16 protein-coding genes and 1 riboswitch are annotated in these 23,839 nt (G+C 49.6%); of the genes, 14 read left to right on the forward strand and 2 right to left on the reverse strand.

Annotation, left to right across the window (positions count from 1 at the left end; translation table 11 throughout):
* The first annotated feature begins 123 nt into the window (after window positions 1–123).
* A riboswitch (cobalamin riboswitch) is annotated at window positions 124–314 on the forward strand.
* A 248-nt stretch (window positions 315–562) separates the two neighbouring features.
* The 11 genes from nikB to MKX74_RS04625 all read left to right on the forward strand — a co-directional run bounded on the left by nikB (window position 563) and on the right by MKX74_RS04625 (window position 18,463).
* The gene (nikB, locus tag MKX74_RS04575) at window positions 563–1,501 is read left to right on the forward strand and encodes a nickel ABC transporter permease (protein WP_341177636.1); all 939 of its coding nucleotides are present in this window, start codon (window positions 563–565) and stop codon (window positions 1,499–1,501) included.
* Window positions 1,502–2,344: a nickel transporter permease gene (gene nikC, locus MKX74_RS04580; RefSeq protein ID WP_341177637.1), complete on the forward strand. Its 843-nt coding sequence runs from the start codon at window positions 1,502–1,504 to the stop codon at window positions 2,342–2,344.
* 16 nt (window positions 2,345–2,360) lie between these two features.
* A complete protein-coding gene (locus MKX74_RS04585; protein ID WP_341177638.1) occupies window positions 2,361–3,989 on the forward strand; it encodes an ABC transporter substrate-binding protein in 1,629 nt (542 codons plus the stop codon).
* Window positions 3,986–4,924: an ABC transporter ATP-binding protein gene (locus MKX74_RS04590; protein WP_341177639.1), complete on the forward strand. Its 939-nt coding sequence runs from the start codon at window positions 3,986–3,988 to the stop codon at window positions 4,922–4,924. Before MKX74_RS04585 ends, MKX74_RS04590 begins: the two co-directional genes overlap by 4 nt.
* Window positions 4,917–5,702: an ABC transporter ATP-binding protein gene (locus MKX74_RS04595; RefSeq protein WP_341177640.1), complete on the forward strand. Its 786-nt coding sequence runs from the start codon at window positions 4,917–4,919 to the stop codon at window positions 5,700–5,702. The genes MKX74_RS04590 and MKX74_RS04595 overlap by 8 nt, the downstream gene beginning before the upstream one ends.
* Window positions 5,703–6,067: 365 nt before the next feature.
* Complete coding sequence (locus MKX74_RS04600; RefSeq protein ID WP_018885165.1) at window positions 6,068–6,892, forward strand: PRD domain-containing protein; 825 nt, start codon at window positions 6,068–6,070, stop codon at window positions 6,890–6,892.
* A 239-nt stretch (window positions 6,893–7,131) separates the two neighbouring features.
* A complete protein-coding gene (locus MKX74_RS04605; RefSeq protein ID WP_341177641.1) occupies window positions 7,132–9,042 on the forward strand; it encodes a beta-glucoside-specific PTS transporter subunit IIABC in 1,911 nt (636 codons plus the stop codon).
* A gap of 121 nt (window positions 9,043–9,163) precedes the next feature.
* Window positions 9,164–10,621, forward strand: a complete 1,458-nt coding sequence (locus MKX74_RS04610) for a glycoside hydrolase family 1 protein (RefSeq protein WP_341177642.1) — start codon at window positions 9,164–9,166, stop codon at window positions 10,619–10,621.
* Window positions 10,622–10,642: 21 nt separating this feature from the next.
* Complete coding sequence (locus tag MKX74_RS04615) at window positions 10,643–11,587, forward strand: 2-keto-3-deoxygluconate permease (RefSeq protein WP_341177643.1); 945 nt, start codon at window positions 10,643–10,645, stop codon at window positions 11,585–11,587.
* Between the two features lie 318 nt (window positions 11,588–11,905).
* Window positions 11,906–12,361, forward strand: coding sequence for a GNAT family N-acetyltransferase (locus tag MKX74_RS04620; RefSeq protein ID WP_341177644.1), 456 nt, complete (start codon window positions 11,906–11,908; stop codon window positions 12,359–12,361).
* A gap of 495 nt (window positions 12,362–12,856) precedes the next feature.
* Window positions 12,857–18,463, forward strand: coding sequence for an S-layer homology domain-containing protein (locus MKX74_RS04625; protein WP_341177645.1), 5,607 nt, complete (start codon window positions 12,857–12,859; stop codon window positions 18,461–18,463).
* A gap of 133 nt (window positions 18,464–18,596) precedes the next feature.
* On the opposite strand, the gene MKX74_RS04630 is transcribed toward MKX74_RS04625, so the two are convergent.
* Window positions 18,597–19,166 (reverse strand): hypothetical protein, encoded by a 570-nt coding sequence (locus MKX74_RS04630; protein WP_341177646.1) that lies wholly within the window; start codon window positions 19,164–19,166, stop codon window positions 18,597–18,599.
* A gap of 158 nt (window positions 19,167–19,324) precedes the next feature.
* Here MKX74_RS04630 and MKX74_RS04635 point away from each other — a divergent pair, with 158 nt between their 5' ends.
* A complete protein-coding gene (locus MKX74_RS04635) occupies window positions 19,325–20,146 on the forward strand; it encodes a hypothetical protein (protein ID WP_341177647.1) in 822 nt (273 codons plus the stop codon).
* Between the two features lie 182 nt (window positions 20,147–20,328).
* On the forward strand, window positions 20,329–21,228 hold the full coding sequence (gene cyoE, locus MKX74_RS04640; RefSeq protein ID WP_226383665.1) for a heme o synthase: 900 nt from the start codon (window positions 20,329–20,331) through the stop codon (window positions 21,226–21,228).
* 247 nt (window positions 21,229–21,475) lie between these two features.
* Here the strand turns inward: cyoE and MKX74_RS04645 are convergent, their stop codons facing one another.
* Window positions 21,476–22,327: a DUF6612 family protein gene (locus tag MKX74_RS04645; protein WP_341177648.1), complete on the reverse strand. Its 852-nt coding sequence runs from the start codon at window positions 22,325–22,327 to the stop codon at window positions 21,476–21,478.
* A 338-nt stretch (window positions 22,328–22,665) separates the two neighbouring features.
* On the opposite strand from MKX74_RS04645, the gene MKX74_RS04650 reads away from it, so the two are divergent.
* Window positions 22,666–23,586: an NAD(P)-dependent oxidoreductase gene (locus MKX74_RS04650; protein WP_341177649.1), complete on the forward strand. Its 921-nt coding sequence runs from the start codon at window positions 22,666–22,668 to the stop codon at window positions 23,584–23,586.
* Window positions 23,587–23,839: the final 253 nt, after the last annotated feature.

The raw sequence follows: 23,839 nt of genomic DNA on the forward strand, positions 1-23,839 counted from the left end.
GGAAGAAAACAGAAAAACTTTGCTCATTCCGCCCATGCGCTTTATACTAGGAAAAGATAGATTGGGTTCTAAGACGCTGTGCTACGATAATGCTATTACGATATAGTGGTGGATTGGTATACCAACTGCATACATGGAACGGGTGCTCCATCCATAAGGATGGCTGCTTAAAAGGGAAGTCCGGTGCAATACCGGCGCGGTCCCGCCACTGTAACAGAGGAGTCGCAGCAAATGCCACTGGGTGATCCCCGGGAAGGTAGCTGTATGGACGATGATTCTGGAGCCAGGAGACCTGCCCGTTCAACAACACAGCAATGCCTACGGAAGATAGGAAGGTGTTACAGGAGTCCGATTTTCACCGAAAATCTGTCTATTTGGAGCGACTTTTTTCCGTTTTTTACACGGGAGAGGTCGCTCTTTTTGCTATGTGCGTAGCCTGCTCCATGAGGATGAAAGTATGCATCCTACTTCGTAATACAGTATTTCAGACCGGCAGCAATGCAGAACTGCAGAACTGCTTATTTCAGCTGCTTATTCATATCAGGAGAGGACGGCGAAAGGCGTGAGCCGATATATTGTACAAAGATTGCTCCAACTGGTCGGCGTGCTGCTGGGGATTTCCTTCCTGACCTTCTTGCTTACTTATCTGTCGCCGGGCGATCCTGCAAGGCTGATGTTGATGTCTACGGGAGTCACCCCTTCGGAGGAACTAGTCGCACAGGTGCGGACAGAGCTGGGGCTGGATCAGCCTTTTCTTGCCCGCTATGGCTACTGGGTCCTGCGGGCGCTGACTGGTGATTTTGGCATGTCCTATACATACGGACGTCCAGTGACGGAAGTTCTGCTGTCCAGAATGCCTGCTACGTTAGAGCTGGCTGGTGCTGCTCTACTACTGGTGGTGCTGATTTCATTTCCGCTTGGGATGACAGCCGCGATGCAGCCTAACCGTGCCAAGGACTATCTCATTCGGGTCTTTTCTTTTGCAGGACTGTCGATGCCTAGCTTCTGGCTGGGACTACTTCTCATGCTGCTCTTTGCAGTCAAGCTGCAGATTCTCCCGGTCGTGGGCAGGACAGGTGTCCGCAGTCTGATCCTCCCGGCCTGTACGCTGGCCGTACCGTTGATAGCGCAATATAGCAGACAGATACGTACAGTGCTGCTGGAGGAGATGTCTCAGGATTATGTAACTGGGGCCAGAGCCCGTGGGATACAGGAGAGGACAGTCATGCTGCGGTATGTTCTGCCGAATGCGTTGCTTCCGATCATGACGCTGCTTGGGATGTCCACGGGTGCTTTACTGGGCGGCGCTGCGATTATTGAGAGTGTATTTGTATGGCCGGGTGTGGGGCAATTGGCACTGGAAGCGATTATTGCACGCGATTACCCCTTGATTCAAGGCTATGTGGTCTGGATGGCTGTCATGTACGTGGCGATTAATCTGTTCGTAGATATCTGGGCACATGTAAGAGATCCGCGCCTCAGACTTGGGGAGGATGTCTAGATGAGCATGTTGACACAACGGCTAATACGGCTATGGATGCAGCATCGACTATTCTCTGTCTGGTTAGGCGTGGCTGGTCTATGGCTGCTACTCGCCATCCTCGCGCCTTTACTGGCACCACATGATCCCTATGCCACGGATTTCACGAGGGTGCTGCAGCCGCCAGACAAGCAATACCCCTTTGGAACGGATCAACTCGGACGCTGTTTGTTGTCTCGGGTGCTGTATGGGGCAAGGACCTCACTACTTATGACCTTTGTGTTAGTTACAGTGGTAGCTGCAATCGGGATGACGGTAGGTATCCTGGCAGGTTATGCAGGCAAATGGCTGGATACGGTGCTTATGCGACTTGCGGACACGCTTATGGCCTTTCCGGGCATTATCTTCGCCATTGCCGTTGCGGGAATGCTTGGTCCAGGTCTGCTTCATACCGTAGTGGCACTGTCTGTCGTGTGGTGGGCCAAGTATGCCCGTATGGTGCGAAGTATGGTGCTTCAGCACAAGCAAAAGGAGTACGTTACGGCGGCTGCACTCGGTGGAGCATGCCCCGCCCGAATTCTGCTGAGATATATTCTGCCCAATGTACTGCCACCTTTAGTCGTAATGGCGATGATGGATATCGGTGGTATGCTGCTGTCCATCTCGGGCTTGTCCTTCCTGGGTCTAGGCGCACAGCCGCCAGAGCCGGAATGGGGGGCGCTCCTAAGCGAGGGACGAAGATATATGCAGACAGCTGCTTGGCTGCTGATGTATCCGGGGCTTGCCATTTTTTGCACCGTGATGATCTTTAATCTGCTGGGAGATAGCTTGCGTGATGTGCTCGACCCCAGACATAGACGCTAAACAAGGAGGAGATATCGTGAATAGGTGGAACGAATTTTGGAATAGGCTGCAATATAAAAATGTGACGGTGTGGCTGGTGATGCTGCTACTGCTGTCTGCCTGTGGAGGGGGAGCAACAGGGAATTCCGGTGGAGGGGCTGAGGGCTCACAAGGAGCAGGAACGACAACAGACTCTGTAGCTACTGGAAATGAAGGGTCTGCAGGTGGTCACTTGAATGTGGCCTTGTTCTGGCTGGGAACAAATCTTGATCCAGCTGAGGAATGGAACGGCTGGACACTGACGCGTGCCGCTATTGGCGAGACACTCGTACAATTCGATGAGAAGATGCAGATGGTTCCCAAGCTGGCAGACCGCTGGGAACGTCAGGATGACAAGACGTGGCTGTTTCATATTCGAGAAGGGGTGACCTTCCATAACGGTAATCCCGTGACGGCCGAGGCGGTGCAGCATTCGCTCGAACGCTCCCTTTCGCTGAATCCGCGCGGCAGGGCCACGCTCCCGATAGCTTCCATGAGCTCAGAAGGGCAGAATCTTACGATTCGGACCAGTGAACCTTATGCTTCTTTGTTGGGCAATATTGCTGAGCCTTTATTTGTCATTGTGGACACGACAGCGGACACGGCTGCTTTTGCGAACAAGCCTGTAGCCACGGGTCCATACATGGTCACTTCCTATATACCGGAGCAAAAGATCGAAACGAAACGCTATGAAGGCTATTGGGGCGGTGCAGCCGAGGTAGAGAGCATTACGTTCAAGTACATCGCTGATGATAATACAAGAGCGATGGCTCTGCAATCCGGAGAGATTGATGTAGCGAGTAATGTAGGCCGCAGTCAGCTGCCACTCTTCCAGGATAGCTCCCGTTACAAGATTGATGAGATCCCAGGATTACGTACTCAATTTGTCTGGTTCAACTACAATAATCCGGCACTGAGTGATCTTGCCGTTCGCCAAGCGATCTCCTACGGCATTGACCGAGAGATGTATGCCAGCACGCTGGTAGGGGGGCAGGCAGCCAGGGGACCGTTCACTTCGGCGCTTCCGTTCGGCTACGACAAGATAACAGGCTATACCTATGACCCCGAACAGTCCAAAAAGTTACTGAGCCAAGCGGGCTATGAAGACCGCGATGGTGACGGCATCCGTGAGAAGAATGGGCAGAGGCTCGCCCTCCGCTTGATTCTGAATGCTTCCTATGAATCGGATTCCATTGTGGCAGAGGCCATGCAATCCCAGCTTAAGGAGCTTGGTGTTGCTCTGGAGCTGACTTCTTATGAGGATTTGACGGATGCACAGAAGAGTGGCAACTTCGATCTGGCGCTGACTAGTATCAATACGGGAATTACTGGTGACCCACAGTATATTCTGGACTTCTACTTCAAGACGGGGGCCGAGTGGAATATCGGTGGCTACAGCAATCCTGAGCTGGATACATTAATCAACAGCCTGTCCTCGGAATTTGAGACGGAACAGCGCTACAAGATTGCATCCAAGGCACAGCAATTGATTATGAATGATGCGCCTTATCTGTTCGTGACCTACACGCCAATCAACATTGTGAGCAAGAGCTCTGTCACAGGAGCAACCATGTACCCGATTGATTTCTACCTGCTGGATCGCCATATTCGGCTGGGACAGCAATGACTAGAGTTCTCGCTGACAGTGTACAGAGTCAGAATGAAGGCTCGGATAGCCTGCTGCGGGTAGAGCATCTAAATGTCAGCTATACGGCCAATGAGCGGCCAGCGCTGCATGACGTGAGCCTGTCGGTGAAGTCCGGTGAGGTTGTAGCATTGGTCGGTGAGAGTGGCAGTGGCAAATCCACATTGCTGCGGGCCGTGATTGGCCTGCTAGGAGCTGGTGGTCGGATTACAGCTGGAGGCATTATGCTGGAGGGCCGTTCGCTCACCGCTCTGGGTACACGCGATTGGGGGAGTGTTCGTGGGCGGCAGATTGGTATGGTATTTCAGGATAGTGGGGCTTACTTGAACCCTCTTCGCAGAATGGAAAGTCAATATATCGAGGCGATTCGAAGTCATTTACCATTATCAAGATGTGAGGCTTACCAGCTAGCTCTACAGCATTTGCAGGATATTGGACTGAAGGATCCGGAACGGGTTATGAAGGCATATCCGAACCAGCTAAGTGGAGGTATGAAGCAGCGCGCGGCCATTGCAATGGTTATGACACTGCAGCCGAAGCTACTGTTGGCAGATGAACCGACCAGTGCACTGGATGTGCTGGCACAAGCCAAGGTGCTGAAGCAGCTCAGGATGCTGCGTGACCACGAGCAGACAGGGATGATTCTCGTTACTCATCATATGGCGATTGCAGCTTCTATTGCTGATAAAGTGGGAATTATGAAGGAGGGAACCCTTCTGGAATGGGGCAGCACCTCACAAGTGCTTCAAGAGCCGCGTAATCCATATACTCGCGAGCTACTGGCGGCTGTACCGGAGCTACGGATATCGGAATGGGATACACTACGTGAGCCGCACCCACGTGATTCGGAAGTTCACCCAGCAGAGACACATCCCAAGGAGAATGCCAAGGAAATAAAGGGGGATGAACATGCTTGAATTACAGCAGGTGACCAAGAGCTATCATCTCCCTGATGGGAAAAATGTTCCTGCCTTACAGGCAATCAATCTGGTGCTGCAGCGAGGGGAATGGCTCGGAATTGTCGGTGAGAGCGGTAGCGGCAAGAGCACGCTAGCACGCTGTATCACTCACCTGGAATCGGTGAACTCTGGTCGCATTCTGTATCGACAGCAGGATGTCACAAGTATACAGGGTGAGGCGCTGCGACAGCATTACAGACAGATTCAGCTCGTATTTCAGGAGCCAGGCTCCGTGTTCCATCCCCGGATGCGAATTGGCGAGTTCCTGTCGGAGCCGCTGCGTAACTATAAGCTAGTGCCAAGACAACAGATGGCATCTGAGGTCGGCCGGCAGTTGGAGCGTGTGGGGCTTTCCCCTGCTATGGCTGGCAGATACCCTCATGAGCTGAGTGGAGGCCAGTTGCAGCGCGTGATGATTGCCCGGGCAATTAGCATTCAGCCACAGGTGATTGTCTTTGACGAGCCTACCTCGGCTCTGGACGTATCCAGCCAGCGACAGATTCTGGAGCTGCTGTCCACCCTGCGTCAGGAGACGGGTGTGGGTGCCATTTTTATATCGCATGATCTGGCGGTCGTACAGCAAGTCTGTGAGCGGATTGCAGTTATGCAGGAAGGACAGATCGTGGATGTAGTGACCGATAGTCGCCAGCTCGTTCCATCCGAGCTTCATCCTTATACACGCAAGCTGATTGAGGCTGTACCCACTATTCGCACAGCAATGAGGGGCAGTCAGTAGACTGAAAATGTAGTTAACATGTCAATTAGTACCATCAACATACCAATCATCGAAGTTAGTAGGTCGATCAACACGTCAATCAACACTGCTAACATGCTATCCTGCTTCTAATACGCTAGGAGGTGTCATTATGCTATGCCGAATATTTTATTCAACAATATTCGACAAACATGATTGACATTTGACTCTATCTGGCTATAATAAGAATATAACTTACACGGACTGTTACTGGGCGAACCAGGCATGACCGAATTCGATTGCTTAACTGTAATCGCTTTCGGTCATTTTTTGTTTAGATGTGCCAATCGCCTGGCATCCTAGTAAATACAGGGCTAGACGTTTTTTACAGCAGGGGGGTGAGCATTGTGAAGGTCATTAAAAAGGTAAACAATAACGTAGCTATCGCCATTAATGACAAGCAAGAAGAAGTATTCGTGGTCGGCAAGGGAGTTGGCTTCCTGAAGACGCCTTATGAGCTGACAGAGACAGATATGGTGGAGAAGATTTTTGTCGCGCCCAAGAACATTCGAATGTACGATCTGCTGAACTCTATTCCAATAGAGGATATTTATTTGGCCGAGGAAATCATCAAGCTAGGTGCACATATTCTGAGTAAGACGTTCCATCCGAATCTGTTACTGACACTGTCCGATCATATCAGCTTTTCGCTAGTGCGTGCCCGTGAAGGCGTTACCATTAAGAATCCGCTGGAGTGGGAGGTACGTACACTATATCCTGATGAGACAAGGGTAGGCGAGGCTGCTGTCAGGCTGATTGAGGAGAAGGCTGGGATTACACTGCCGTCTGCGGAGACTACACTCATCGCCCTGCATTTTGTGAACGCTCAGGTCGGGTCCGGTGAGATGAGCGAGACGACCAAGATTACGACCGTCACTGGTGAGATTTTATCGGTGATCAAGTATGCGCTCAAAATTGACTTTCAGGAAGACTCCATTCATTTTATGCGCTTCGCTACCCATATCCGATACTTCATCATGCGACAGATGAGTGGCAAGTCCCTCAAGGACGAGAATGAATCGCTCTTTGAGGTGGTGAAGGAGAAATCTCCGCGCGAGCTGGAGTGTGTAGAGAAAATTGCTGAATTTCTCGATAATAATTACGGCTGGAGATGCTCTAATGATGAGAAGCTGTATCTGACGCTTCATATTCAACGGCTTATGGCCAATTAATATAACATAACTTCATACGGACATTGGACTGTTACTGATTCGATCAGGCATGACCAGGCTTAGAGAAACGACCTTTGTTGTTCTCTTGGCTTGGTCATTTTTTTTACCCAGGAATTTAACGTGAGGAAATAACGGTCATCATGACGTTTTTCATAAATTAGCGTGATATTTGCAAATGCAGATATTACCTGCCTTTATCTACTCAATACTAGACTAATGAGAATAAGGAGATGTGCCGCATGAACAACAGAGATTTGGCTCAGCAGGTACTGGAGCTGGTCGGCGGAGAAGGTAACATATCAACACTGACACACTGCGCTACCCGGCTCAGATTCGTGTTGAAGGATGACAGTAAGGCAGAGCTCAAGAAGCTGGATAGCCTCGAAGGTGTCCTGAAGGCTCAAAATGCTGGAGGACAGGTGCAAGTGGTCGTAGGTGCGAAGGTAGACGCCATCTACGGTGAGATTCAAAAGCTGGTACCAGAGGGCCTGGTTACAGCCGAGGATAGCGGGCCAACTCGCAAACGCAACCCGATCAATGTCGTGCTGGAGACGATTGCTGGCGTCTTCACTCCAATCTTGCCGGCGCTGGTCGGCTGCGGGATGATCAAATGCGTAACTACGGTTATCACGACATTGGGACTGATGCAGGGTACAGGCTTCCTGAGTGTCATGAATATGATTGGCGACCTGATCTTCTACTTCCTGCCTTTCTTCCTGGCTGTCAGCGCTGCGAACAGATTCAAGACCAATCCTTACCTGGCGGTAGCCCTCGCAGCTGGATTGATGCATCCAGTCATTCTGGATGCTGCGGCCAAGATTGCAGAGACAGGGATTAAGTCGATTGATTTCCTTGGCATGCCGATTCTGCTCATGAAATATTCATCCTCAGTCATTCCGATTATTTTGGCTGTGTGGATTATGAGCTATGTGTACCCTGTAGTGGATCGCATGATTCCGCAGTTTCTCCGCGTGTTGCTCACGCCGATGATCGTATTGTTCATCATGGTTCCACTGGAATTGATTGTACTGGGACCTGTCGGTAACTATGTCGGCACATGGATTACAAACGGTATTAATGATCTCTATAGTACGGTTGGTGTACTAGCAGGTGCGATTATGGGCTTCTTCAAGCCAATCATGGTTATGTTCGGTATGCACTATGCCATTATGCCTATTCAGGTACAACAGGTGGCAAGCTTTGGCTCTACGGTATTGCTCCCATCTGCTATAGCAGCGAATCTGGCGCAGGCGGGTGCAGCCTTCGGCGTATTCTTCCTGACGAAGAACAAGACTATGAAATCTGCAGCAGGCTCTACCGGCTTTACAGCCTTGTTCGGAATTACCGAGCCAGCGATCTATGGGGTAACGCTTCGTTACAAACGTCCGTTTTTTGCAGCCTGTGTGGCGGGCGGACTCGTTAGTGGTTTCTTTAGCTTGGTTCATACTACGGCCTCTGCCATAGCACTCCCGGGTGTGCTTGCACTGGGTACCTATTCAGCAGACAACTATATGTATGTAATTATCGGTTGTATTGCAGCAGTCGTGTTGGCATTCGTCTTTACATTGCTGGCAGGTATTAAGGAGCCAGAAGAAGGCAAGACCGTGAAGCAGAGCTCAAATCCGACTGGTAATGGAAATACTGAATTCGTAGCTCCTTCTTCAGCAGTAAATGCTTCAACTGTGGCATCAAATGATATGCTGATCGTGAGCCCCATGACAGGCGAGATTCACCCACTCTCGGAGGTGGAGGATCAGGCTTTTGCTCAAGAGCTCATGGGTAAAGGCATTGCAATCGTACCTACAGAAGGCAAGGTGTACGCTCCCTTTGACGGTGTAGTAGAGGCGCTGTATCGCACGAAGCATGCTATTGGACTGAAGGCTGCGAACGGTGTTGAGATCCTGGTGCACATCGGAGTAGACACAGTTAGTCTAAAAGGCAAGCACTTCAACGCGCTGGTGGAGCAGGGGCAATCTATCAAGGCGGGCGATCTGCTGGTGGAGTTCGAGCCTGAGAAAATTAAGGCGGAGGGATATAATACGATCACCTCGATTGTTGTTACGAATATGCAGCAGTTCGGTGATGTACTGACCTCTTCAAACGAAGGCCCGATTCGCGAGGGTCAGCCGCTGGTGAAGCTGATTCCTTAACCGTAGGCTCTCCGCTTGCAGCGGCTCAATACACTACATGTAATCTGATCCATGAATAGATAAGCTATACAAATAGAAACTCAACACAAATAGAAATCAACACAAATAGGAGGAGAAACATATGACTGCAACCCAATTTCCCGAAGGCTTCCTGTGGGGAGGAGCGCTGTCAGCCTGTCAGGCTGAAGGAGCCTATGACGTGGATGGCAAGACGCTGACTATTCCAGAGGTAATGCAATTCAACCCCAAGAATGATCGCAAAGTGACCAAGCAACTAAAAATCAACATGGAGATGATCCAGGCTGCGAAGCAGGACCCAGACCCAGGGAAGTATCCCAAGCGTCGCGGTATTGATTTCTACCATACTTTCCGTGAAGACATCGCCCTGTTCGCCGAGATGGGCTTCAAGGTATTCCGTTACTCCATTGCTTGGGCTCGTGTATTCCCGAACGGGGATGATGCTGTTCCGAATGAGAAGGCCCTGCAATTCTACGATCAGGTTATTGATGAGTGCCTGAAGCATGGGATGGAGCCTTTGATTACCATCAGCCATTTCGATACACCCATTGTGCTGATCGAGAAGTTCGGCGGCTGGTATGACCGCAAAGTGATTGAGCTGTACCTGAAGTATTGTGATGTAATCTTCAAGCGCTATAAAGGAAAAGTGAAATACTGGGTAACCTTCAACGAGATCAATATGAGTGTCAAGGCTGGTGCCAAGACGCTTGGTATTCTGGATGAGGGACAAGCCAACTACGAGGAGATGCTCTTTCAGGGATTACACCATCAGTTCGTTGCCGCGTCTCAGGCAACCAAGCTGGCCCATGAGGTGGACCCGAACAATATGATCGGTAGTATGGTGGCCTATTTCACGACCTATCCATACACCTGCAAGCCGGAGGATGCCCTCCAGATGCAGAAGGATGACCAGATGAAGAATCAGTTCTTCCTCGATCTGCTTAATAAGGGCGCGTATCCGTATTACGCCAAGAGTTATTTTGCAGAGCAAGGTATTGAGCTCCGCATCGAAGAAGGCGACCTGGAGAGCATCCAAGCGTATACAGCTGACTTCGTAGGTATGTCTTATTACAATTCTATGATCTCCAGCAGCGATACTGAACAGCTAGAACTGACGGCTGGTAATGTGCATAGCGTATACAAGAATCCGCATTTGCCCGAGAATGAGTGGGGCTGGCAGATTGATCCGGTTGGTCTGCGCTATACGCTGAACCTGGTCTACGATCGTTATCAGAAGCCGGTATTCATTCTGGAGAACAGCTCAGGCTTCTATGACAAATTGAATGAGGATGGTACGGTGAACGATCCCTACCGTGTCGACTTCCTGCGCCAGCACATTGAGCAGATGAGACTTGCTATACAGGATGGCGTGGAGATGATTGGTTATACCATGTGGGGACCGATTGATATGATCAGCTCGACGACCTCGGAGATGAGCAAACGCTATGGCTTTATCTACGTTGATCAGGATGACTATGGAAATGGAACCATGAAGCGCTACCGTAAGGATTCCTTCTACTGGTACCAGCAGGTCATCAAAACGAACGGTGCCGAGCTGTAAAGCGGTATGAAGGCAGGCAACATGAAGGTTTTACAGACGATACAAAAAATACCCGCTGGTCTGCTGATCATTCCCATGCTACTGGCAGCGGCGGTGAACACGATCTTTCCCTCTTTCTTCCAGATGGGAGATCCAACAACAGCGCTGTTCACCAATAAAGGGACCATGGTGCTTATTGGCCTGATTCTGTTCATATCCGGTACACAGCTTAGGCTCAGTCAACTCATGGGTACGCTACAGCGTGCGGGAGTACTATGTCTGACACGGATACTGATCAGTTGCCTGGCAGGCTGGGCGTTCGTAGCCTGGTTCGGCATGGAAGGCGTGGCGGGAATCTCGGCAATAGCTTTTATTGCGGTCATTACCAGCTGTAATCCTGGTCTGTACCTGGCACTCATGAATTCATATGGAGATGATGTAGATCGTGCCGCCTTCGGTATTCTGAATCTGATCGCGGTTCCAGTCATTCCAATTATGATTCTGAATTCTGCCAGCGGAGTGGGAATTGATCTACTGAGTGTGCTTGCGACCTTGCTTCCATTCGTGCTGGGCATCGTGCTTGGAAATCTAGACACGCACATTCAGCAGATGTTCGCCCCCGGAACGATGATCATGCTGCCCTTCCTTGGGACGAGCTTTGGTTCGAATATTGATCTGCGCGTAGCATTTGACTCCAGTCTTTCGGGTCTGCTACTGACGCTGCTGTTCCTGATCATCTGCCTGCTTCCACTCATTGGCGTGGATCGTTGGGTGCTGCGCCGCCCTGGTACGGCCGCTGCAGCTACTTGCTCGGTAGCAGGGCTATCCTTGGTTGTCCCGTCCATGGCCGCTGCGCTGAATCCAGCCTATGAGCCCTATGTTGAGTCGGCGATTGCCCAGATCGCCTTCGGCGTGATCCTCACCTCTATTGCCGTGCCATATCTGGTGAAGCTGATGGCCGGAGCAGGTAAAGGCAACCAGCATTGAGGCAGAGTGATATCATTACGTACGAGTTCACATCATATGAATACATGAGGGCGTCTCCTAAAAGTCATGAAGATGACAGGAGGCGCCCTTTGTCTGTGCTCTCATATAGCTATGATTGAGCAAGGTCGTGTGTTTCACAGCAGGTGGAAGCTTAAGGATTGTGAGTGTGCATGAAAGATGCCTATGAATTAGGCATAGATAACGAAAGACTATCGACTTATTGTCAAAAAACATAACATCATAGTAAGATTGGATGGGATAATTCCCTAAAATTGTAGATTAATCTAGTGGATCAATATATCATCAGGAGTGATAGAGATGGAAGTCAAGGTAGATGATCTGAGTGGGCCAGAAGTAGCTTCGCTGATTGCGGAGCACCTGGAGGGAATGCATGCCGACTCCCCACCAGAAAGCGTACATGCGCTAGGTATGGAAGGACTCAAGCAGCCTGATATAACCTTTTGGTGTGCTTGGGAGGATGGGGAGGTGCTGGGCTGCGGCGCTCTGAAGGAGCTGAATGCCGAACACGCTGAGCTCAAGTCCATGCGTACGGCCAAGCTGCATTTGCGTAAAGGTGTAGCGAGAAAAATTCTGGCACATATTCTTCAGGAGGCGAAAGCTCGCGGATATAACCGGATCAGTCTGGAGACGGGCACTCCGGAATCGTTTATGCCGGCTAGAAAGCTGTATGAGGATTTTGGGTTTTCCTACTGTGGTCCCTTTAGCGATTATGAGCTTGATCCCTTCAGCGTGTTTATGACTAAAGAGTTATAGAATTGTAGAGTTATAGAGTTAGGGCATTGCTGTCATTCGCCAAGCCGTGCTACAGATGTACTGCCAAGCATACTGACCTTCCGGGGATACCTATGGAGCGCATGCACATATACTTATCCCCCACCACGAAGGTTATCTCTTCTTCAAGCGATGCTTGGCAGGTGTTTAAGAACACTTTTCGATGAAAAAGACCCCCTACTTCCCTTCGGTGCAGAAATTCACATCATGTTAACCAAAACATCATGCCGATTTAACAGAAGCCGCCTACACTGATGTAGTGCTTATTTCGTAGTGTCGTTTCCTGGTATCAGCACTCACACCTTGACGTTTTTGCTATATCGGTAGTGAGGCGGTAAGGCCACACTCTGTGAGCTAGTGACGCCTACTCAAGTGTCCTGCTCATATGATGTATAAGCTGTATAGCCTGGACAGGCTCCATACAGGCTCAGACATATTGTAAGCGCATGCCAACTACAATGAATGGGAGTTGAATGAATGTACAGCAAGCAATCAAGGCAAGCAAGATTATGGAGACAAGTGAGGGAGGCCAAGGCCATACAACGGTCCTTCCAATGGATGCTTATCTTCATCGTCATGATTACCGGAGCGATCCCGGCGGGACTCTTCGCAGATCGGGCATCGGCTGCTGGTGGCACCCTTACGGTGGATCAGGCTCTTGCGATGACTCCAGATGATTCTACGATATCCATTGAAGGATATGTCGTTGGCTTCTACGCAGGCACAGGCAATGTGAAGCAGACTCAGCCTTATGGCGGGGACACCAATGTAGCTATCGCAGCAAGTCCTGGCGAGACCGATGTAAGCAAGATGATGCCAGTGCAGCTTCCTACAGGCGTACGAAGCGAATTCGGCCTCGTATCTAAGCCTAGTATTTTTCAACAAAAAATTCTGATAAACAACGGAACATTCACCACCTATTTCAGCACCAAGGGAATTCGTTCCACCGGAGCTACAACCTTTGCTGTAGTTGACAGTACACCGGCTAATCAGGTGGCATCCGTGACGGCCTCGCCGCCATCTGGCCCAGTTCCAGTCAATACAGAGGTGTATTTGAGTACAGTTACGAATGATGCCTATATCTATTACAGCACGGAAACAGGTCCTAATGCACAATTCTCACTCTTTAATGGACCGATTACCGTAACAACGGACACGTACATCCAGGCCTATGCAGGTAAGGATGGCTTGGACCCAAGCCCGATTACAAGCTTCCAGTACACGATTGCAGATACTACCCCAGTAAGTATCACAGACGCGAGAGCCAAGGCTGAGAATGCCCCGGTTGCTGTACGTGGAATTGTAACCTACCGTGAGGTGTCTGGCGGTCAGACGAACTATTATATCCAGGATCAGGGTGCAGGTATCGTCATTCGAGCGAGCGAATCTGCCATTGAAGTCGGCGATCGCATCGAGGCTTACGGCCCCCTGACAATCTTCAATGGTCTGCTTCAGATTGAAGTGAACAAGAGTGGCTTCGCTGGCGGCTATGTGAGTGTCACGGAGCGTGATCAGGATCTGCCGACACCACTTCTGCTAACCTCAGCTGACTTTGCTCGCGCGAGCGATGGCAGCAAAGGTCCTGGTGGGCGCTATGAGGGCATGCTAGTAGAGCTTAGTACTACTGAGATTGCTCGCAGTAATAGCACAACCTTCTATGGTAAAGACACACACAGTGCGGAAGAGATTACGATCTACGCCAAGAATGCCCCTACAGCTCTTACAGTGGGTAAGACATACGAGCGTATTACTGGTGTAATGACCTATCATACAAGCTATGGTTTGGAATTGCTACCACGGGATGCGTCCGACGTGATCGAACGTCTACTGTCTGTACAAGCCAGTGTTCCGACAGGTGGCATTGTCAAGGGTGGATCCGTTGAACTGACTTCTCCGAAGACAGGCGCTACGATCTATTACACACTGAATGGGGAAGAGCCTACCCTGCAGTCTACTTTGTATACAGGCCCTATCGTTATTGAGGAAGACGCTACCGTCAAGGCTATTGCTGTTATGAACAGCGAAATCAGCAGCACTTATACGTTTACTTATAAGGTCCTTCCATCCCTGGATGGTCTGCGTATCCATGATATTCAGGGCGAATCCCATTCCTCATTATTCAATGGATTTGAGGTAAGGGGTGTAGAAGGGATTGTTACCTCCGTATCCGGTAGCTCCTTCACGATGCAGGAATATCCTGGTCTGGAGGATAACAATGATGCTACCTCTGAAGCGATTCAAGTATATCGTCCATCTCATGGCGTAACCGTGGGAACACCGGTGAAGGTGAGCGGTCAGGTGAAGGAATACGAGCCTGCTGCGAACGAACTGAGCATCACTCAGATTGTAGCTACAGATATTCAGAAGGAGAACACGACAGTACCATTACCTACACCAGTAGTAATAGGAGCAGGTGGGCGGACCTTGCCAAATGTCATTGATTCCGACAGTCTGCAGGTCTTCAATCCAGAGCAGGACGCTATTGATTTCTATGAAAGCCTGGAAAGCATGCGCGTACAAGTGAACCAACCAACGATTGTAGGCCCATACTCCAGTGAGCCAGGACTGGCAGTTGTGGTGGACAATGAGCCAAATAATCCGCTCCGCACACCAGCAGGAGGAGTTATTCTCCGTGGAGACGGCGCAGGTCAATTCGAGAGCTCTCTGAATCCGCAACGGATCTTCATTAACAAGAAGCCGTCTGTGGCTGTGAAGACGGGTGATCAGCTGAATGGTTCTGTCACAGGCGTCTTGACCTATGCCAATGGGAATTTCAAGATTCAGCCAGAGGGTAACCTTCCAGCTGTCATTCCAAGTGATCTAGGCCAGGCTGTTACTACGATTGCCCCAGCTGAAGACAAGCTGACGGTAGCCACGTTCAACGTAGAGAACTTCAGCAAGAAGGATGCAGCCAGAGCACAGAAGATTGCTGCAATTATTGTGAATAATCTCAAGCAGCCAGACATCATAGGTGTCATGGAGGTTCAAGACAACGACGGCGATACGAATAGTGGAAATACAGCGGCGGACCAAAGCTTCCAGACCCTGATCGACGCGATTCGGAATCAGGGCGGCGTTGACTACAGCTATACGGATATTGCCCCAGTGAACAACCTGGATGGAGGGGCACCTGGAGCGAACATCCGGGTAGGCTTCCTGTATAACCCTGAGCGTGTAAGTCTGACAGGCAATGCCGTGAAGGGCGATGCTGCAACACCAGTTGAGGTGAACACAGATGGTACTCTGTCGCTGAATCCGGGACGGATTGCACCTGGTGATGAAGCGTTCGCCAGCTCACGTAAGCCCTTGGCAGCGGAGTTCCAGTTCAAGGATGAGCGGGTAGTTGTTATCGCTAACCACTTTAATTCCAAGGGTGGCGATCTGAAGCCATATGGCAGTGTGCAGCCTGTTGTACGGAGCAGTGAGGTGCAGCGTGCGAAGCAGGCGACGATCGTGAATGGCTTCATCAAGCAATTGGTGGACCGCGATCCGAACGTCAGAGTCGTAGCACTGGGTGACTTTAATGATTTCCAATTCTCAAGAACATTGCACCTGCTGAAGGGTCAAGAGCTTACGAACCTAGTAGATCAGCTTCCAGAAGAGAAGCGTTACTCGTATATTTATGACGGTAACTCCCAGACTCTGGATCATATTCTGACCGATCGTAAGACGGCTAAGGCAGCGGCTATTGAGGTCGTACATGTGAATGCGGATTTCGAGCAGGCTCATGGGCGAGTAAGTGACCACGATCCGTTGCTCGCGCAGTTATCCTTCGAGGATCTTCCGCAGGATGGAGATTACAAGCTGCGTGTGCTTCATACGAACGATACACATGCCCATCTGGACAATGTGCCTCGTCGTATTACAGCGATTAACGAGCACCGCAATGACAACACCTTGCTTGTCGATGCCGGGGATGTATTCTCAGGTACACTGTATTTCAACCTGTTCAATGGATTAGCCGATCTACGCTTCATGAATCTGTCGGGATATGATGCGATGACGTTCGGTAATCATGAGTTCGACAAAGGACCAGCTTTATTGGCAGACTTCATCAAGAAGGCTGAATTCCCGTTTGTGAGCTCGAACATTGACTTTACAGCTGAGCCTAGCTTGTCTGGACTGTACCGTAACGAGATTGGTCAGCCAGCAGCCAAGGCTACAATCTATCCAGCCATCATCAAGGAGGTCGAAGGCGAGAAGATTGGTATTTTCGGTCTGACGACACCGGATACCGTATCTCTGGCCTCACCTGGGGAGCATCTTGTATTCAAGAATCAAGTAGCAAGCGCCAATGCTACGGTAGATATGCTTAAGCAAGAGGGTGTCAACAAGATTATCGCTGTCTCTCATCTGGGTTACACGGTAGATCTGGAACTGGCGCAGGCTGTACAAGGCATTGATATTATTGTGGGTGGGCATTCTCATACGAAGCTGTCCGAGCCTGTGGTAGTGAATGAGCAAGCCGAGCCGACGTTGATTGTGCAGACAGGTGAATACAATCAATCCCTTGGACAATTGGATGTGACCTTTAATGAAGAGGGCGTATTACAGACATGGGGAGGTTCATTGCTGAACCTGGATCAGAAGGATGGCTCCGGAGCTTACGTCTACAAGGATGACCCGGAAGCAGCCGCCATTCTGTCTGAATATGCTCCTCAGCTTGACGAATTCAAGAAAACGATTGTAGGAAGCTCTGAGGTGTTCCTTGACGGTGAGCGGGGAAGTGTCCGCAAGAAGGAGACCAATCTAGGCAATCTGATGACTGACGGTATGCTGGCTAAAGTCAAAAGCATCGTTCAAGCGAATGATGTGAAAGGCTATGTAGCCATTCAGAATGGCGGAGGTATTCGTGCATCCTTGCCTCAGGGAGATATTACCTTGGGTGGGCTGCTGACCACGATGCCATTCGGCAACAATCTTACAGCGCTCAAGATGACAGGTAAGGAAATTACAGCCGCTCTGGAGAATGGTGTCAGCGGAGTAGAATCTGGAGAAGGACGTTTCCCGCAAGTATCCGGACTCCGCTTCTACTATGACTCGACCAAGAAGGGTGAGAAGATCGACGCTACAACTGGACAAGTGACACAGGTAGGCGAGCGTGTTCGCCGTGTTCAGATCCAAAATGCGAATGGCAAGTATAGCAATATTGATCCTAATGCTTACTATATTGTAGCTACGAATTCTTTCATGGCTGACGGTGGTGACTTCTACCGCTCCATGAAGGCAGCGAAGGCAGATCAGCGTCATTATGAGCTGAACCTTGTCGATTACGAGGTGTTCCTGGAGCAACTGGATCGGGTAGGTGTCGTGAAGCAAGAGGTGGAAGGGCGCATCATTGATCTTAAGGGAGGTCCTCTTCCTGGCGGTGGCTCCAGTAGTGGCGGCTCCGACGATGTCAATGGAAATACCCCCGGAGGTAGCTCCGGCGGTGGAGGTGCTCCAACTCCTACTCAGCCAACAACACCAGAGCCAACAACACCGGAACAGCCGACAACGCCAGAGGTTCCTGGTGATAACACAACTCCACCAGTCTCTAATGTGAACTTCTCGGATACGGCAAGTCACTGGGCAAGAGAAGCTGTTCAAAAGGCAGTAGCACTTGGAATTGTAAATGGCTATGAAAATGGCGAATTCCGTCCTAATGCAAAAGCAAGCCGGGCAGAATTTGTGGTTATGTTGGCGCGAGCATTAGGGCTTGAGGCCAGTAGCAATAACCTTTCCTTCCAGGATGCCAACAACATTCCGGCCTGGTCCCGTTCATATGTGGCCCAAGCAGTGCAAATGGGCATCATTAGCGGATATGAGGACGGAACCTTCCGCCCAGCCGCGAACATGAACCGGACAGAAATGACAGTAATGCTGGTTAGGGCACTTGGTCTGACGGTGGACCCGGCAGCGAAGCCGACATTCACCGATGCAGGCCGCATCCCAGCATGGGCAGCTCCATATGTAGCTGCTGCGGTAGATGCAGGTCTCGTACAGGGTGCTGGCAACAATCAGTTCAATCCACTGGCAGAAGCTACTCGTGCCGAAGTGGTAACCTTGCTTCTGAACGCCCTTGAGGCGCGTCAAGCACAATAAGCTTAAGGGAGCTCATTTCGTCTAAGGTATAACAACAACAGGATTGCATTCGTAAGCTCACTGCTTGCGAGGCAATCCTGTTTGTTATTTACAAGCTATTACTTGAAAATGAGCTGCTAAAGACCATCATCCATCAAAGTGCCTTCAACGCATGATCGAGTTGGACGGCTGTATCGAGCGTGGCAGGATTATCCGTCTCCTCTGCATTGTACCAGTACAGAATCAGGACATTCTTGTGTTCGATAGCTGCTGGCTTTTTGATTGGGAGATTGGCGGTCTGTTCGTTGAAGTTGGCTAATCCCTCCTGCCGAGCCTGCTCGGAATCGAAGACATAGATGGTGACGATCTCGTTGTTCTCTGGTTGATCAGCCGAGCCATTGAGCGTATTTCTCTGTGGCTCTACATCATTTAGCACCCAGTCGTTCTCCTGCGAAGCTGCAGTAAGCTCCAGCCCTTGAGCCTGGATGGCTTGTTGGACCTGGTCCAGCGTTAAGATCGCAGCTTGTCCGGTGTTCGTATCCTCAGTTCCGTCAGGAGTGCCTGGCTCTGGTGTTGCCTCGTTATCGGGAGTCTGGCCATCGGGCTCAGTTACGACCTCCTGTCCATTTCCTGTGTCCCCCTGTGCGGGTTCTGTACCTGAATTGGAGCATGCAGCTACGAGAAGTAGGGCAGCTACGAGCATAAGACGAGTGAACCATTTCATAAAATATAACCTCCTGAGATATATAGAAAAGTTATGTTCTCATTAACCGATTTTTTATTATTCCAAACGTATACCTTAGCACGTGATGTCAAATTGACCGAGGGTAGATAATATTCTATAATCCTTTCATATGAATTTGTTTGAGGGAGGAGAATTCGTTGGAAGACAAGGTTTTGTCGAACAGCACGAATCTGGACACCCTGGTAAACATGATTGAACTAGCCCTTTCTTTTGAGGATTGGAGCACGATGATTACGCATGCGGATCATCTTGCACTTGTAGCGGGTAAGGCATACCAGTTGCAGCAGCGCTTCCGTAAGGATGGTATACACCCCAAGAGATTGCAGATGAATCAGCCCCTGGTACACTACTATGGCTACAGCCATATGATGAAGGGGGTTGCATACAAGAGGATGGGCGAGTATGAATTGGCAAGAGATTGTATAGATGCCTTTTCCCGCCTCGATTGGTTCGATGATCCGAAAGAATCGGAGTGCCATATAAGAAAGCGTTTTCGATCTATAGCAAGATTACAGCTGCTGGAGCTTGACCTTCTGTCTGGTCGTATTGATAAGCTTTATGAATATACACAAGTTTTACTTGAGCATAAGCCTGACATCCTCCCTGGTCTCGTCACCCTAATCCGCATAGCTAACCTACACCATCTGCTCATTGACGACTTGCTGCCTCTTCTGGCACAATCTATTTCGCTAATGAATCCTGCCCAAATGCTTAAGCATATATCAGATTATCATATGTACCTATTAGAGCTCATTAAATATAACGCTTCGCATCATCGGTTTGGACAAGTGGTGGAGCATGTCCTAGAGCTGCTTTCCTCGGCCATTCAGCATAATAGTGGAAATGACTTCAAGAAAAGCGTCGGGCTGTTCGAGCAATATAGAATACATGCCTCGAAGAATCACATTCAGCAGTATCAGGAACTTGTAGAATCTGCACTTAAGGAAGTACTGGTATAGATTGAAAGAAATCATTGCTCGTTATGCACAACATAAATGTGAATGCTGAGTAAGCCGATTACAGTATAACTGTAATCGGCTCTTTGTATTTCTCCTGTCATTGGCAGTGGTGAATACGATGAATTAGGGTACATTATCTTTAGGGGGTAGGAGGCTCGTCAAAGTTCTGGTACAATGATATTTTGCGTTGCAGGACTAATTGTCATCAGGAGGATTTTTACAAAGTGATAAAGGACATGATAAGTCTAACCAAGCCTAGGCTGCTGCAGTTAAATGTATTTGCCTCCTTGGCCGGCTTCTGGATTGCTTCACGCTGGTCGCTGGATTGGGGCATTATGCTCTGGATGCTGATCGGTACTACCCTAACGATTGCTTCGGCCTGCGTAATGAACAATTATTGGGACTATGAGCTGGATCAGCGAATGGAACGAACGCGGGAGCGTGCTGAGCCCATTGATCGACTTTCCTTACGATTTGTCTTCGGGTATAGTATTGTGCTCGGGGTCATCGGGATCGGAATTTTGTTCTTACTCGTGAATCCCGTCACAGGCTTGCTGGGACTGCTTGCCTGGTTCGTTTATGTGGTAGTGTATACAATGTGGCTGAAGCGCAGCTCCACCTGGAGCACCTCTATTGGTGGAATTGCTGGCTCCATGCCTCCGGTGATGGGCTATTGTGCTGTTCGTGGAGAGGTTGATCTGGGTGCATGGCTCCTGTTCATCTTTTTGTTTCTGTGGCAGCCCGCGCACTTCTGGTCCCTTGGCATTCGTCGGGTTGAGGAATATCGGGTAGCTGGCTTTCCACTTCTGCCTGTCGTAAAGGGCGTCCGTCGTACGAAGCTGCAAATGATTCCCTATGTACTTCTGCTAATACCTGCTGGCATTTTACTTTTCGTATATGGCTATACCGGATATATTTTCTTGGTGGTGTCGGTCATTGGCGGCGTGGCATGGCTGGTGCATACCATCAGCGGACTTCGCGTTCAGGAGAATGAGCGCTGGGCCAAGGTGAATTTCATGTTCTCCGTCAATTATCTAATGATCATGTTCATTCTCATGGTAGTCGATACGCCACGCCTGTAGTGCTTATTTACTCTTCGCTAAACTTATGCTTCCGAAGAAGCATTCATTCAGAAAGCTTTTAGCTTCGCTTCTCAGCACGCTTCAGCACGCTTCATTATCGTTTATTGTTGAATTGCTTCATATATAACGACTAGTAAGGTGCAGGAGGTTTGTTCATGATAATCTAATTGCACTTGTAGCATGAAATCCATACAACAAAACCTCCTGCACCTTGACTAAGGTACAGGAGGTTTTGTTCATGTTGATCTTATTGTGCGCTGTCGATAACCTCTTGCGGGATCGAAATGGCTTCCACCTCGTTCAGCTTGGAGAAGGTAGCGTTCATGGCCATGCTCATATCAAGGGATTGCCCATCCATGCTCATGTCCATCTGCATTTTGACAGTGGAGCTAAGTGGGAAATAGGTCTTTTTATCAATCAGATAGCTGATCTCCATACTCTTCAGGTTCATTTGCTGCAGCATCGCCGATAGCTGTTCGTCGGCAGCACCACTTTGACTCAGAAATTTCTCAGCCAAGGCTTTTACGTTATCGCCAGAAATCTTGGCTTCCATGAAGTATTGTCCATCCTTCTCGGAGACATTAACTTCGTCAAGGATCGAGCTGAGCTGCTTGAGCTGCTCCTCAGGATTCCCTTGTGCTTTCATCTGTTCAACCAGCTCTGTAATGGTCGCATCAGGCAGCTTCATCCACGTTCCGGCATTTTCCATGTAGGCCGCTTTTTCGGTAATGTACTGCTTCATGGTTGTTTTCTCGGCAACACCAGGCATTTCGGTAACAATCTCCGAATAGACACCAAGTGGCTCACCTACATAATCCATGTCAATAGTCATATTGAGCTTCTGATCCTGTGTATTCTCACCAGCTGTGATCTTCATGTCCTGGTTGATGCTGCTTTGCATGTGGAAGCTCTTCAGATTGGCTCCCTCACTAGCAACCTTCTCGATCAATTCCTGAGCTGTTGGCAATTTCTCTGCTTGAGTAGCTGTACCTGTACTTGCGGCCGGAGCCGCCTCTTGTGGAGCAGCGCTGTTGCTACCACATGCGGTGATGCTGATCGCCGCGAGCAGCCCCACTGCAATTGATGTCCATTTCTTCACAATTATACCCCCTAAAGTAGTTAGGGATTCTGCTTGTGTCGTGTAACACTTCTTTATTCCAGACTGCCTTCATGGTAATAGCAATAAAAGAAAACACAGAACCCTCTTTATTCAGTACTGCATAAAGGTTATGCAAATACTCAATACACCTAATCATAACCAATATTGGCGAAATATGCAGGAGTCTTAATTCCTAACATGGAATGTATTGTTTGCGCACCAAATTAATCATACTTTTTTTCAAAATCAGGAATAATGTCCTAGAAACAGACTTTTAGTATGTATTTTTTGTAAGCTATAATAGCATCAGGACAGCTCTGCTTTCACAAAAGAACATAATGTGGGATGATGAGGGCACAGGAAGGGGTAGGGATATGGGATTGGAGCCAGGAAAGACGGTTGTTGGTTTTATTGGTATTGGTGTCATGGGGAAAAGCATGGCTGGGCATATCAGGCGGGCCGGATATGAGCTGCATGTGTACACAAGGACAGCTGCAAAGGCGCAGGAGCTGATTGAGCTGGGTGCTGTGTGGCAGGAATCGCCAGCACATCTTGCGGAGATCTGTGACGTGATCATCACGATGATCGGCTATCCCAAGGATGTGGAGGAGGTATATCTGGGGGCAGAAGGGCTGGTCCAGCATGCTAAGAAAGGTGCTTATCTCATTGACATGACGACCTCCAGTCCACTTCTGGCTGCGCGGATTCATGAAGCTGCAGCAGCGAGGGGATTGCATGCACTGGATGCTCCCGTATCCGGTGGAGATATTGGTGCACGGGACGCGAGACTGTCCATCATGTGCGGTGGTGCGGAGGATGACTTCGCAGCCGTGCTGCCGATCTTGGAGCTTATGGGAGCCAATGTGGTGCTACAAGGTAAGCCAGGAGCAGGACAGCACACGAAGATGTGCAATCAGATTGCCATCGCAGCGGGAATGATTGGTGTGTGTGAAGCGCTGGCTTATGCACGTACTGCTGGTCTGGACCCGGCGCAGGTACTGAAAAGCATCGAATCCGGGGCTGCGGGTAGCTGGTCGTTAAGCAATCTGGGTCCGCGGATGATCGCGGGTGATTTTGAGCCGGGCTTTTATGTGAAGCATTTTATCAAGGATATGGGGATCGCCCTTGAGGCTGCTAAAGAGATGAAGCTGGAGACACCGAGTCTGGCTCTGGCAGAATCTCTCTATCGCGAGTTGGCTGCTCTGGGCTATGAGGAGAAGGGCACGCAGGTGCTCTATAAGCGCTGGTTTCAGGATTAACTAGCACTTTAACCAGGATCTAGATCAAGTGTGAGTGTAGAGTCGCCGCAAGCGGGTAGCCTTGTTCAATGCGAAATTAGATTCGCTCAAGGTACTGCTATAGGATTATTCAATAATCGCTAAGCTAAAGCCGTACGCCTTGGAGGGCTGTGAATAGTCTCCAAGGCGTTTTGAATTTCTACTATTTCGCAATTGCATAAATATGAAATGAACCAGAGACTGAGTACGAATAGATGACTTCAGCTAATAAGGG

Origin of the sequence: Paenibacillus sp. FSL K6-1230, assembly GCF_038002385.1 — a bacterium.
Classification (GTDB): Bacteria; Bacillota; Bacilli; order Paenibacillales; family Paenibacillaceae; genus Paenibacillus; species Paenibacillus massiliensis.